This window comes from Natronohydrobacter thiooxidans, assembly GCF_001884735.1.
Classification (GTDB): domain Bacteria; phylum Pseudomonadota; class Alphaproteobacteria; order Rhodobacterales; family Rhodobacteraceae; genus Roseinatronobacter; species Roseinatronobacter thiooxidans_A.
Genome location: NZ_MJAP01000020.1, coordinates 1 through 12437, shown reverse-complemented (window position 1 = coordinate 12437; position 12437 = coordinate 1). Strand labels below are relative to the sequence as shown.

The following is a 12437-nucleotide window of genomic DNA, read 5'->3' as shown; positions in this document are numbered from 1 at the left end:
TCCACTTCGTTCTTTTCGCTTTGAATTCGTATGAGCAGGTTTCTGCGGACCTGATCATGATCGCTTTCAAGCGCTCCCAGACGACGGATTTCTTCACCCAGCAGTCTCACCATCCCGGCCTGCGCATTCACGGACGCTGCGAAGGTTCCCTTGATATGCGTGTTGATCTGGTCTGCAAACATCTCCGGATCGGTCTGAGCACGGGCAGCGAAAGCCGCCTGCCGGGTTTCAGCGGCGGTTTTGGCCATGCGGTCTATGGCCTGTGTCTGGCTGTCCATACGGTCCGAGACGCTGGCAACGACAGTGCTGAGAAGATCAAGGGTTTCGCGCAGATCGGTGTCTGAGAGGGCAGGGGCAGTGTGCTGGTCCGGCATTGTGTTTTATCTGTCCTGTGTCTGGTCAGCGGGGCTGAGGCGTGTAGAGGGTGTTGAATTCACGGTCTGCGAAGAAGCGCAGCTTGTGGGCCGCGATCATGGGCTGGCCCTGTATCCGGAGAAGCTGCATGTCAGCGGGGATCTGCATGATCTCATCGGGGGTCATCAGATCGCGCGCAGTGACATTGCTGGTGACGGACGGCATATCGCCCGGCTTGTAGCTCTGGCTCTGATATCCGGTGGTTTCCTGCCCGATCATCTGGCTGAGCCATTTCGCCGTCTCGAAATCATTCACCCCGAAGGTCTGCAGCACCCCGGCATTGGCGATGAAGGTATTGGCCCGCGCGCCGTAGAGGTCTCTGAGCTGGCTCATATCCTGCAGGATCGGCCAGAGTTGCAGCCCATAGCCTGCCATCAGCCCCATAGCGCGCTCCACAGCCTCCAGACGGCCAAGGGCGGCGAATTCATCGAGCAGGAACAGCGTGGGGGCTGACAGGCGCTCAGCGGCGCTCTGAGCGGCCTCTGCGTCGCGGGCAATGTCCTGCAATGCCTGCGCCACCAGCAGCCTCAGCCAGCGGCTATAGGCGTCGAGACGATTGGGCGGCAGCACCAGAAACACGGATGTGACTTCATGGCGGAGTGTCGCGAAGCGGAAATCTGAGCGCGCCGTCACTGTCGCGATCCGGGGACTATCCAGAAAATGCGTGTGGCGCTGCGCCGAGGACATGACCGAGGCGGCTTCCCGGTCGGCCTTGCCAAGGAAACGGTTGGCCGCGCGCGCGATCAGACCGCCCGCCGCGTCACTGTCCTGCATCAGTTCCAGCAGCGCGCGGAATTTCTCGGGCGGCAGGGTCAGATATTCCCGCACAGTGGCCAGTGTCCTGCGCCCGTGATCCTCATGGGCGACTGCGAACATGATCAGCCCGGAGAGCAGGGCTTTGGCTTCTTCATTCCAATGCGCTTCCGAGACCTGTCCGGGCGGGTCCATGACCAGCGCTTCTGCCAGAGAGGCCGCATCCTCGCCCAGATCGGGGCTGGTGGCAGAGAGAAGATCGAGCGGGTTGTAGGCCGCAGAGGGCAGGCCGGTGACGCCGAACGGGTCGAGGATATGAACACGGCCAAAGCGCTGGCGTGCCGCGCCTGCGATCCGGGCATTCTCGCCTTTGGGATCGATCACCAGAACCGAGCGTTCAGCCGTCAGCAGGTTGGGGATGACAGTGCCCACGCCTTTCCCGGCCCGTGTGGGGGCGAGGGTCAGAAGATGCGCAGGCCCGTCATAGCGCAGCAGCTTGCCGGTGTCGGTATCGCGCCCGATCAGCAGCCCGTCGCCACGTTGCCAGATGGCGCGCTCGCGTCGGGAGGCAAAGCGCGCCGATCCATGGCTGTCCGGGGGGCTCCGCTGCCACCAGAGGCTGATCCCGGTGCGTTCTGCCCAGTCGCGCAGGGCCAGCAAAGCGCCCAGCACCATCAGCGGGATCAGCACCAGCGAATGCGATCCGCGTGTGCCGGGCGGCTCATTCCAGATCCCGAAAATCAGAAAGGTCGAAACGGTCGTGCTGATGATCAGGCTGATAAAGATCCAGACCAGCAGCCAGGCAGTGAGATAGGGCGCGGCCAGCAACAGCTGGACAGCCCACAGACCCCACCTGCAGAGGGAGATAAGTTTTTGCACGGGGGGAAACTCCGGCGGCAATGAAGTGTGCGGGGGAATCAGCCGGGCCGGAGCGACCTGGCTGCGATATCAGGAAGGCAGCTGGGCTGTCAGGTCGTGCTGGTACCCGTATCCGGGGCAGGGGAGACGGATGCTGTTCTGACATCCCATCCCTCAAATGCTTTCCGGTCCTGATCGCGGGGAAGGTTGCGCAGCAGCCGTTCGATCATCGCAGCGGCATTGGAATCCCGTTCTGCCAGATCGACCAGTGCGCCCCCGAGGATGACCTTGCGTCTTGTATCGAGTTTGCGCGCCTTGGTGGCTTCGCGGTTCTTCAGTGCGAGAAGGCGGGCTTTGGCCTGAGCGTAGCGCTTCTCGGCCCGTTCCAGTTCAGTCTCGGGGGCTTTGGCGGTGTTGGTATCTGGAGAGGTCACAAAATATTCCGGGGGTTAGAGCAATGCTGAAATACAACCGATAGTTGCTAAGCACTCGTTTAGCGTGTACCCGTAGGACTGTAAAGGACAAGGGCGCACTTATGCAAACTTCCGCTCACCTTCGGTTCGGCTCCAGTTTGCGTGCGGTCTCACCGGGGGCAAAGCCCCCCGCCGACGGCGTCCCCGTCCGGCGCGTTGCACCGGAATGGAAGGGCGCTCTGCCCCTTCCAGACCTTCCCAAGCCAACCTGCGCAGTTGGATGGCGTGCCGGATCTGCCGCTGGTCTTATGGGAACCTGCCCCCGATGCGGGGCGGGTCCGCGAGACCAGCGGCAGATCCGGGTTTGCCGCGGTGCCCTTGTCCGGCAAACAGCAGCCCCGTTTCCGCAGTCTGCGCGTTGCCTCCCTGGCGTGCGGCATGCGGGCGGTGCGGCTGCAAAGCGCAGGACGGGGTCTCTGGCCGACGCCCACGTCCCTGCGCTTTCCCTTCCCGGTCTGACCTCTCCGCGTGATGCGGGCTATCGGTCGGACCGGGAAGGGTGTGACGCGCTCTATTGCGAGGGCGCGCGTGGCGTTTGTCTGTCTTCGCGGCGGTGACTGCGTGGCTTCGTATCACCTCTCGGTCAAGACGATCAAACGCAGTGCAGGACGCTCTGCCACGGCAGCGTCCGCTTATCGCAGCGCCTCGACTGTGTCCTGCGAGCGCGAGGGGCGGGTGCATGACTACACCGCGAAGCAAGGTGTGCGTGAGAGCTTCATTCTGACCCCGCCTGATGCGCCGGACTGGGCGCAGGACAGATCAGCGCTCTGGAACGCGGCCGAGGCGCGCGAGACCCGCAGCAATTCTGTCACCGCCCGTGAATGGGAGGTGGCCCTGCCGTCAGAGATTTCTGATCATGCGCGGGCTGAGATTGTGCGGGAGTTTGCGCAGGTGCTGGTGGATCGTTACCGCGTGGCAGTGGATGTGGCGATCCATGCGCCGCATCGTGAGGGCGATCAGCGCAATCATCATGCGCATATCATGACCACGACCCGCAAGCTGGAAGCCACAGGCCTGACCGACAAGACCCGCGTGCTCGATGTCGCGAAAACTGGCGGCGTCGAGATCGAGCAGATGCGCGGGGTCTGGGCCGAGCTGCAGAACCGGGCGCTGGAGCGGGCAGGGGAGGTGGAGCGGGTTGATCATCGCTCGCTTGAGGTGCAGCGCAGCGCGGCTTTGTCGCGCGGGGAAGCGCAGCGGGCCGAAGAGCTGGACCGTGCGCCGGAGGTGAAGCTCGGGCCTGCTGCCAATGCCATCGAGCGCCGGGCGATGCGTGAGGCGCACGCTGAGCAGCGGGAGTATGTGCCCCGGACAGAACGCGGGGCCGTGGTGCATGCTGCCCGCCAGGCGCGGGCAGCGTTTGCGGAAATGCGCGAGCGGCTGGGCGCTGTGCGCGATGCCTACAGCGCTGCCCGCGATCAGGGGCAGGACCGGGTCACTGCCGGGCTGGCTGCGCTCAGAGCAGCGGCAGAGCGCCAACGTGGTGGCGTGGCAGAGGACGAGGGCAGGGACAGCGTGAAGGACCGGCTGGCGCAGATCGTCGGGCGGGGCGGCTCAGAGCGCGACATCGGGGACGGGACCGGGGCAGACCGGCAAGCCAGCCGGGATATCCGCGACCGGCTCAGCGAGGCGCTCGGGCGCGTCAAGCCAGCTGCGCGGGAGGAAATGGACCGCAGCGAAGGGGTTGAGCAGGACGCGGCCAAGGAGCGCGACCGGGACCGGGGCACGGATCATGGCGAAGGCTGGGGGTGGTAGAGTCTTCTGTTGAGCCAACCATTATAGCTCGCCAGCGCTGCTGCCGGTTAGCAGAATGTTTCTTTCGCAAGAATCTGATCGAAGCAATTTGCCTTGAAAATAGCGATAAATCTTAGCATGTTGACCGTAAGACTTCTCTTTATTCCTTACTCGGTTTGGTCTTTCGCACACACTCCCAGAAAAATTCTATTGCCTTTGGGCCGTTCCGAAAAGATCTTGTCTTTTTTGCAGCGTCCCATTTAACTGTCCAAGGGTATGGGCGAAGTTTCCACTCGCCTTTCGCATTACTTTCAGACGACATCACAAAAGGTGGCAAGTCTCCGCTAGACCAATCCCATTCTTCCTGATGGAATTCCTCTGTGGCCTTAATCAGGGAGATACTAGGGCTAACGTAAATTAAAGTTTTTCTTCCGCGCCGATAACTCCCATGAAGGCCAAGTGTGTACCCTTTACGAGGAAAGTTCAGCGGTTCTACACGGACATCCCACCCTGCGCGACTCAATTCGATGCCATGCGCTTCATATACAGCCTCAATTGTGTCTAATCCATCGTGGCGGCTCTCAGCTTTGGCCATCTTCTGCCTTGCGAGATTTCTGTCTATAACAGAGCTTGCGGCGCGTAACTGCATTGAGTTCGCGCTAAGGACACGCAGGCGCGCCATTGCACCGGCTGGACTACAACTGACCATATTTGTAACGTCGCCTTGCAATAGAAAAGCAATATGCTTGCAGATAACCTTGCTTCGACCAGCAGGGCATGAGCAATTGAGCTGGAAGTCAGTACCACTTCCAACGGTCGTAATCTTGTAGGGGTCTTTTCCTGATCCCTGAACATAAAATGTTAAGCTTTCCAAAATATGTCCTGCTATTGCCTTCGGCAGGCAGCATAGTGCCATTGCATTCAGTTGTCGCTATCTATTTAAGTTTTTTAATCAAGTGGTTAGGGTTGCCCGCACTGCTCGGCTGGCAAAATTTCGTTGCAGGGATCGACCAAATTCTAAGCGACAAGGAGACGGTCTCCAGAATGCGCGCTGCTGAGTCAATACATACACAGATTTTAATATTTTAGAGTGTTGCGTTGGTGCAGAGATCCGATATAATCAGGTTCTGAATCAGTGTGGCTTATATGGGTGGAGTATTTTTATATGGAAAGTTTTAAGCCGAATGACATCGTTTGTATGAGAAATAGTACCGATAAATTAATGACTGTTATCAGTCAGAAAGGTACATTAGTGAGGTGCATGGTTGTAGAAGGTAACTCTGCGGTAGAGGTCGATGCAAGGGATTTGGTACTTGTTTCTAAGCGTAAACCTATTCTGCCAATTCGTCCTATTTTCGGTTAGTGTGATCACGTCAAAATCCTCCTGAGGTGCCGGGAGGTGCTAATGGATTGTAAATAACATCACATGAAACGTAAGTGTTTTCTAAACGATTAATTATCCCCATGAATGATATGAAATTTTGGGAATCCAGTACTCTCCAAGAGGTAATTTCAAGAAGCCCACTGCCATCATGTAGATCGGGATTTCCATATGTTCTACGAAGTATTCCAGTAACTGAAGCGCAATCGCTTGGGGCGAAATCAGACAATCTGACTTCAATAAGTCCCAGATCAATATCAGACTTTCTGAAGTAAAAGTAAGCGACTGATTTAATTCCGGATGCAACATATTTCGCTTTTAGAAGTGCTAACATAGTATCAGTATGCTTTTCATTTTTTGCATTTTGTGTGACGCCTTGCATTGACTGCAATTCAGAGAATGACATTCCCCACCTGGTATACTGCCAGTCAGCACTTGCAGGGTGAGGTGCCAAGAATAATACAAGTGCTTTAGTTAAAATAAATAGCCGCATAGTAAGAAATCCATTCTTTATGCTTGTCTCCCACCTTTTCCGATCCTGCACAGTTCGGCAAGGTAGGCAAGAAATAAACGTACAGACAGGCCTCAGGATTGAATTGTTCGACAACGATTCCGACGAGGGATTGTCACGTCTTGCCTGCCCCCACTGGGATGAAGTTGAGCGGTTGACGAACATGATCGGACACTGAACATCCGATCCAGCCGAAACGCCCACACGCACCAGAGTTTGTTCGGGTCGCACGACGAGATAGATTGCGGTCAGGATCAGCGGAGGTGACCTCACACCATGACTAAGCTTTTCATCATCGGTAACGGCTTCGATGTCCACCATGGAATAAGTTCTAGATACACAGACTTTGGGAGCTGGTTAGAAACAGTTGATCGCGAAGTGCACTGGGCAGTTGAGAAATTCTTACCAAGCTGGGTCGACTCTGAAGGCAATGTCCAGAACGCTTGGTCAGATCTGGAGAGCAACCTAGAGCACTTAGGCACCGACCAACTCTTGGATTATGGATTAAACTTTCTGCCTAGCTATGGAGCTGATGACTGGAGCGACTCAGGCCACCACGACTTCGAGTACGAACTTGACCGAGTGATCCGTGCCCTGTCAGTGGGGCTTCATAGCAATTTTGTGCGCTGGCTGGGTACGCTCATCATACCAACCCAGACGCTTTTGCCTGTCCGCGCCATTGATCCACAGGCTCAGTTCCTAAACTTCAACTACACGCCTACGCTTCAGTCGCTCTACGGTGCGGCGAATGTCTTGCACATCCACGGCACCTTGGCAGATCCCGCTTCTCAGATTGTGCTTGGTCACGGTTGGACCCCGGCAGCCAACGACCGCTTGGGAGACCGCATTGACGAAGATACGGACATACGCGTGGCCGGCGGCTATCTACTGATCGACGAATACTTCCGTGAAACCTTCAAGCCAACTGCAGAGATTATCCAGCGAAATAAGGCATTTTTTACGGGCCTTATTGATGTAAGTGAGGTCTATGTCTTCGGGCATGGGCTAGCCGAAGTCGACGCCCCCTACTTCGCGGAGATGCTGAAACATCTGTCCAAGGATGTGGATTGGATAATCTCCTACCATGGGGGCGACCGTGAGCGCGAGAAGATCGAGACGGCCGCTATCAAGATCGGCATACCCATAAAGCGGGCACGCTTCGCCTTCTTGCGCGACCTCTAGGCCCGGCCTCCACCTTGCCGCAAATTCGATATTGATGTTTGCGCATGAAAATACGTGGGATATCTGATTCCTCTTTAGGCCTAGGTTGAAATCCTGTGATGATGCTGGTCGCCCTTGAACATGTAGAGAACAGCTGGAATGTCCTGTATAGCTGCCGGGCAGCGTGGATAGGAACGCTTGGTCACAATGTGAGAGACTAAAACGGTCGTTTCTGTCCTTTCCTTGTTTCACACGCGCAACCAACCACTTGCACTGGGCAAAAACTACGGACAAAACCTTTGCGGTTTTGGGAGGTTTTTGGCACGCTATTGGCATGATCTTAGGCTATGCCCGCGTATCGACCGATGACCAGAACCTTGATGCGCAGACGGATGCCCTGAGCGCGGCGGGTGCGCAGCGCATTTTTGCCGAGCGCATCAGCGGATCGAAGCGGCAGCGGCCGGAATTGGACAGGCTGCTCGATCAGCTGCGCGACGGTGACGTGGTGGTGGTCACGAAATATGACCGCCTAGCACGGTCATTGCGCGACCTGCTGGAAATCGTCGAGCTGATCGATGCGCGCGGCGCGGGCTTCCGCTCCTTGGCGGAAGACATCGACACGACAACACCGGCTGGACGGCTCATCTTCCACGTCTTCGCTTCCATAGCTCAGTTCGAGCGTGAGCGTATTTCCGAGCGCACCCGCGAGGGGTTGGAGGCGGCGAAGAAGCGCGGCCGTGTAGGGGGTCGACCCCCTGCTCTGTCCGAAGCGCAGAAGGCCGAGGTGCGGCATATGCGCGACACGGAACTTCGCCCCATCGCTGACATCGCCGCTTTGTTCAGGGTCAGTGCCAAGACCGTGCATCGGGCGTAGCGAGTGTGTCTTACCAGTCTCCTATCGCGTTATTTAGCATCTGTTCTTGGGCTTCGCGCAGCTCCTCAATTGTCTGGATCGTCGGCGTAATTTGAAGCTCATACATGGGGAGCTGCCAAAGCTCATATAGTGTTACTAGATCCGCATTTTCCGCGCTATCGGGGATCAGTCCGGCCGCTTCCATCTGTTCCAGCGTTGCAGCCGTCAGTGTTTCTGCCGTGTCCTGGGTCTGGTTGCCAGAAAACCGTGTTCCATTCCAGACGGCAGCGACGATTCGCAGGCTATCTAGGCTGAGGATTCCCAACCTTTGCATGGTGTTGGCAAGCTGCAACGCATCGGATTCTTCCGGCCCAAACAGTGACGGCCGCATACGTGGTTCGTGCCAAGCCAGTTCGCCGTCATCGTGCGACTGAATATCCGCGTACAGTGCGCTTTCTCGCTCGTAGACCGGCCCGCCGGGCAGGATGTACTCTCCCGCGAAGCCTTCCAGAGTATGCTCTTGGCATTCTTGGATGACGTAGCGCTGAAGCTGTTCAACGTTTATCGGTTTCCAACTCGTCGCTTTCGCATATATCAGCCGCGCCAAGTGATTGTAAAACCAGCTCATGAGCTTTCCGATATGCTGGTTTATCTGGGCAGGAGGACAGCGAACGATGTCCAAGAGGATTAGAATTTTCGCGGCCTCCTCGTCCGCGAAGCTGACAAGCACGTCCTCTTCTCTGGGACTGTCGTGGAGGCGGGCCGCTGCATTCTGAAAGCCTTGTGCGCTGGCCAAAAGAATGGGAAAGCCTTCGGCGATGAATGCCAGCCGGTCTTCTTGCCGCATCTGGCACAGTCTGCGCCCCTGTCGGAGGCCAATGTCGGGTTTCTTCGCCATGAGACTTGCATAGCAGGATAGTGAAACTACCAGCGAGATGATTTTACACGAGGAGATTGCGGCTGCTGTTTCTCGTCAGCTCCATGATCGCGCAATGTGCATTGTCGCACATTGAACCCTTCTACGTTGCTGTGTCAGTGTAGTCGATTACTGCTTCCCAGATGAGTGTCAGGATACAGGTGCGTAAGCCGGTAAGAATGCGACACGCCTAACCGGACTGCATCCTGTCATGCAGCGCTTTTGCGAGATTACGGGAGGTGTGAAATACCGCCAGTAGCGTCACCGTTTCAGAGCCAACCTCGTACACGATCAGGTAGGGCAAATCCGCGACACTGAGTTCCCGTGTCTCGGGATGACGACCGGGCCGACCCAAGGCAGGAAACTCAGGTAGCCTTTCCGCTGCACTTACGATTCCCCGATACACCCTTTCAGCGGCGACTGGATTATCCAGAGCGACGTAATCCACGATCCTTTCTAGATCGCGGGCCGCAGGTTCAGTAATGACCAGCTGCTTCAACGTGACCAGCCATGCTTGGCGGCTATCTCGGCAAAGACCTCACCCGCAGGCTTGACCTTGCCATCGTGGGCGGCTGCGATGCCGTCTCTGATCCGTTCCATCTGCCAAGTGTTGGATTCAAGATACTGCTCAATAGCCTGATTAACGATGTAGTTGCGCGAACGGTCCATCGCACCCGCCAGGGCGTCGATCTCGGCCACTTTGGCTGTGCGGATGGTGATTGGTTCGGATGCTACGCGCTGAGGCATGGTGTGCTCCATTGTAATCATTTGTGATCATAGCATCGTCTGTTGCGTAATCCAAGCTGTGAGCTGCGCCGGGACAGTTCGCCCCTCCCTTCCCTGCCGTCCCTAGTTGATCAGACACTTATTGATTAATCGGATTTTTTAGTTTATCCGGTTATATTAAATACCAGATAATTTTAAGGAACGACCATGCCCACAGTTGTCATAGCGTCGCCCAAAGGTGGGGCCGGGAAGTCCACCACGGCGATCCTATTGGGAACAGAACTTGCTTACGCGGGCGCAAATGTTGTCATGCTCGACTGCGACCCGAACCAGTCTCTGACCCTGTGGGCAGACCGTGGGCCGCTGCCCGACCGCATCAGTGTTCTGTCGAGCGTTAGCGAGTCCGACATAGTTAAGACCATCAAGCGGCACGATACAGACGGCCAGATCGTGATTGTTGATCTTGAAGGCGTGGCATCCCGTCTTGTTTCGCGCGCGATTTCGCAAGCTGATCTTGTCATTACGCCTATGCGTGCCACCACTCTGGACGCAACTATCGGTGTCCGCGCTCTGCAACTCATCTCGGAAGAGGAAGAGGCACTGGATCGGAAGATCCCGCATGCTGTGGTCTTCACCATGACAAAGGCAATCAAGTCAAAGCAGCATAGCGGCATTGCCGGGTCGCTAACGGAACAAGGTGTGGATCTGATCAATCCTTCGCTAATGGAGCGCGCGGCATTCTCAGCGCTTTTTGAGTTCGGAGGTGATCTGCATACCATGCCCGCACAAGGCAACATGGAAGGCGCAATCGAAAACGCAGCGCAATTTGCGCAGGCCGTCTATCAACGACTGGCCGGGGAGGTGGAAGAATGACCGACAAGCCGTTCAACATCGACCTTGGTCGTCTGAAGACACGCGAAAAAGACAGAAGCGCACAGGCCGTTGAGAAGACTGACAGGGCAGGTGAAGAGCTTGGCTTTGTTGCGCGTGAGCCTCAGAAGAAGCGCGGACGTAAGCCAAGCCCCCGGACCGGCCAAGTGCATGCGAAGGTCATGCCAGGCATTCCAGAGCAAATTGCCAACGAGGCAAGGCGAAGGGGTGTTCAGCAAGGGGTCATTATCGAAGAGGCTTGGGCACTGTACAAAATCAAATCCGGTATTTAAAATTATCCGGTATTTTTTCTATTCTGCATCCACTTCCGACAGAAACCCAAGAAAGCGGATTCAGCATTGCGCGGGGTCTCGGGTAGCCATTGCCGCCATTCCCGTTCAAGGTAGTGAACATCATGGCCGGGCGCGAGCATACGTGCGGTCTCATACACATCCGGGTCCAGTTGCGGTGCCACCGCTTGCGGCAGGATCACTTTGACGTTCTGCCGATTCGTGAAAATAACCGTATCCTCTTGCTCATCCATTTCTATGGAGTAGTCGGGCATGTGGTCGTGCGACCTGTCTTCCCGGATAATATTCATGACAAGCCGCCGGAACTCCCGCAGCGTTGAGTTTGATCCACATTTCTTCTGAAGAAGTGACAGGCCGATCCGCCATTCCTTTTGTGCGCCACAATGCTTTCGGGCAATTTCGTAGATGCGACGTTCGAGAGGTTTGCGAAGACGGAAATAGTCACGATGAAGAGTCAGAACTTCTTTGGACCGGATCGCATTGAACACCCAATCCGAGAGCTTGACCTCGACTTCCTGCATCCGCCCGTCACGCGTTTCCCGGACAACCTCGGCGCTTTCGATCAGCCCAAATGTCCGGAACACTTCCTGACCGCCTGTCACGATATTGGTGCTGATCCGAGTACCAGCCAGCCGCTCCAAAGCCGCTTTGAGCTGAGCATACCCCGAACCAGCCGTATTCCGGTTGGTTGCCACAAGCATGTCAAACGCGCGGAAACGAACCGCTTGCGACACTTCCTTGCCTTCGTTGATAGCGGTCATGAGCTGACTGATACAGTAGATCAGAATATCCCTGTCATGAACCGTCGCCAACCCGTCCACAGAAGGCTTGATCGCAATCTTGATACCATTGTGCTCGTACTCACGAACGCGCGTATCCGGCTTGGTCGAAAGCGAAAATATCGGATGCTCCATCGAGGCCATATCAGCCTTAGGAACAGCATCAAAAATATCGCAGACGAAGAAATCGCCTTGCGGATACCTGTCGGGCAGGAGGGGGGAGCGGTTGATCGCGCTCTCGTCAGACAAAGCAAATTCCTTTCGTACTTTCACACACAGTAGGGCTGGATTAGAAAGAAGTCACGGTGATTCGTACTTTCACACACAGCGGAGGAGTTTCGTACTTTTACACACATTGTTTCGTACTTTTACACACGCACTTTCGTACTTTTACACACGGGGGTCATGAAATAAACTTTTTTTATCAGTACCTTACAGGCCATTTTTTTGGCGTAACACATACTTTAACACCTATTTAACACTCAGGCCTGTGGATAACTCCGGATTCCATGCCTGTTTTCCTCATCACCGGAACAGAACACAGGCAGGGCTGCCGGAGGCAGGCGTCAGCATCTGACCACTGATGATGCGACATGCCGGAGTGTTGTGAGCCGCGACGCGGGGCAGGGCAACACCCAGAGCAAGCGCCAGGACCAGCCCGAAGATTGCTATGAACTGAAGGCGCCTCTTCCAGCGT

Annotated in this window: 14 protein-coding genes; 6 read left to right on the top strand and 8 right to left on the bottom strand. The window is 56.2% G+C overall.

From position 1 onward, the window contains the following. The coding region (locus BG457_RS20295; protein WP_175546790.1) for a hypothetical protein at nucleotides 1-344 on the top strand (344 nt) is incomplete at its 5' end. 55 nt (nucleotides 345-399) lie between these two features. Here BG457_RS20295 and BG457_RS12150 read toward each other — a convergent pair. Continuing rightward, nucleotides 400-2046: a type IV secretory system conjugative DNA transfer family protein gene (locus BG457_RS12150; RefSeq protein ID WP_071797425.1), complete on the bottom strand. Its 1647-nt coding sequence runs from the start codon at nucleotides 2044-2046 to the stop codon at nucleotides 400-402. Nucleotides 2047-2135: 89 nt separating this feature from the next. Continuing rightward, entirely contained in the window at nucleotides 2136-2459 is a 324-nt protein-coding gene (locus tag BG457_RS12145; protein ID WP_071797424.1) for a mobilization protein, read from the bottom strand. 600 nt (nucleotides 2460-3059) lie between these two features. On the opposite strand from BG457_RS12145, the gene mobQ reads away from it, so the two are divergent. Further along, nucleotides 3060-4253 carry a MobQ family relaxase gene (gene mobQ / locus BG457_RS12135; RefSeq protein WP_071797422.1) on the top strand — a complete coding sequence of 398 codons (1194 nt, stop codon included), beginning with the start codon at nucleotides 3060-3062 and terminating at the stop codon, nucleotides 4251-4253. A 139-nt stretch (nucleotides 4254-4392) separates the two neighbouring features. Here the strand turns inward: mobQ and BG457_RS20745 are convergent, their stop codons facing one another. Further along, complete coding sequence (locus tag BG457_RS20745) at nucleotides 4393-5148, bottom strand: SWIM zinc finger family protein (RefSeq protein WP_139257717.1); 756 nt, start codon at nucleotides 5146-5148, stop codon at nucleotides 4393-4395. A 457-nt stretch (nucleotides 5149-5605) separates the two neighbouring features. Continuing rightward, nucleotides 5606-6106 (bottom strand): hypothetical protein, encoded by a 501-nt coding sequence (locus BG457_RS19990; RefSeq protein ID WP_139257715.1) that lies wholly within the window; start codon nucleotides 6104-6106, stop codon nucleotides 5606-5608. 294 nt (nucleotides 6107-6400) lie between these two features. On the opposite strand from BG457_RS19990, the gene BG457_RS12130 reads away from it, so the two are divergent. Further along, nucleotides 6401-7306, top strand: a complete 906-nt coding sequence (locus BG457_RS12130; RefSeq protein ID WP_071797421.1) for a bacteriophage abortive infection AbiH family protein — start codon at nucleotides 6401-6403, stop codon at nucleotides 7304-7306. Nucleotides 7307-7619: 313 nt separating this feature from the next. Then, complete coding sequence (locus BG457_RS12125; protein ID WP_071797420.1) at nucleotides 7620-8159, top strand: recombinase family protein; 540 nt, start codon at nucleotides 7620-7622, stop codon at nucleotides 8157-8159. Between the two features lie 10 nt (nucleotides 8160-8169). Here BG457_RS12125 and BG457_RS12120 read toward each other — a convergent pair whose 3' ends face one another. The 3 genes from BG457_RS12120 to BG457_RS12110 all read right to left on the bottom strand — a co-directional run bounded on the left by BG457_RS12120 (nucleotide 8170) and on the right by BG457_RS12110 (nucleotide 9801). Continuing rightward, entirely contained in the window at nucleotides 8170-9036 is an 867-nt protein-coding gene (locus tag BG457_RS12120; protein WP_084657614.1) for a hypothetical protein, read from the bottom strand. 208 nt (nucleotides 9037-9244) lie between these two features. Further along, on the bottom strand, nucleotides 9245-9553 hold the full coding sequence (locus BG457_RS20740) for a type II toxin-antitoxin system RelE/ParE family toxin (protein WP_071797419.1): 309 nt from the start codon (nucleotides 9551-9553) through the stop codon (nucleotides 9245-9247). Next, the gene (locus BG457_RS12110) at nucleotides 9550-9801 is read right to left on the bottom strand and encodes a CopG family ribbon-helix-helix protein (RefSeq protein ID WP_245771000.1); all 252 of its coding nucleotides are present in this window, start codon (nucleotides 9799-9801) and stop codon (nucleotides 9550-9552) included. Before BG457_RS12110 ends, BG457_RS20740 begins: the two co-directional genes overlap by 4 nt. Nucleotides 9802-9987: 186 nt before the next feature. Here BG457_RS12110 and BG457_RS12105 point away from each other — a divergent pair, with 186 nt between their 5' ends. Together BG457_RS12105 and BG457_RS12100 are read left to right on the top strand one after the other, a co-directional pair. Next, entirely contained in the window at nucleotides 9988-10653 is a 666-nt protein-coding gene (locus BG457_RS12105; protein ID WP_071797418.1) for a ParA family protein, read from the top strand. Next, nucleotides 10650-10943, top strand: a complete 294-nt coding sequence (locus BG457_RS12100) for a chromosome partitioning protein ParB (RefSeq protein ID WP_071797417.1) — start codon at nucleotides 10650-10652, stop codon at nucleotides 10941-10943. The genes BG457_RS12105 and BG457_RS12100 overlap by 4 nt, the downstream gene beginning before the upstream one ends. Before the next feature lie 2 nt (nucleotides 10944-10945). Here BG457_RS12100 and BG457_RS12095 read toward each other — a convergent pair whose 3' ends face one another. Beyond that, complete coding sequence (locus BG457_RS12095; RefSeq protein ID WP_071797427.1) at nucleotides 10946-11989, bottom strand: replication initiator protein A; 1044 nt, start codon at nucleotides 11987-11989, stop codon at nucleotides 10946-10948. Between the last annotated feature and the right edge of the window lie 448 nt (nucleotides 11990-12437).

What these genes read in the sequence shown, in the direction of transcription:
- BG457_RS12105 (WP_071797418.1), top strand. Translation starts at nt 9,988, where the DNA reads ATGCCCACAGTTGTCATAGCGTCGCCCAAAGGTGGGGCCGGGAAGTCC.
- BG457_RS12130 (WP_071797421.1), top strand. Translation starts at nt 6,401, where the DNA reads ATGACTAAGCTTTTCATCATCGGTAACGGCTTCGATGTCCACCATGGA.
- BG457_RS12110 (WP_245771000.1), bottom strand. Translation starts at nt 9,801, where the DNA reads ATGCCTCAGCGCGTAGCATCCGAACCAATCACCATCCGCACAGCCAAA.
- BG457_RS12125 (WP_071797420.1), top strand. Translation starts at nt 7,620, where the DNA reads ATGATCTTAGGCTATGCCCGCGTATCGACCGATGACCAGAACCTTGAT.
- BG457_RS20745 (WP_139257717.1), bottom strand. Translation starts at nt 5,148, where the DNA reads ATGGCACTATGCTGCCTGCCGAAGGCAATAGCAGGACATATTTTGGAA.
- BG457_RS12120 (WP_084657614.1), bottom strand. Translation starts at nt 9,036, where the DNA reads ATGGCGAAGAAACCCGACATTGGCCTCCGACAGGGGCGCAGACTGTGC.
- BG457_RS12100 (WP_071797417.1), top strand. Translation starts at nt 10,650, where the DNA reads ATGACCGACAAGCCGTTCAACATCGACCTTGGTCGTCTGAAGACACGC.
- BG457_RS19990 (WP_139257715.1), bottom strand. Translation starts at nt 6,106, where the DNA reads ATGCGGCTATTTATTTTAACTAAAGCACTTGTATTATTCTTGGCACCT.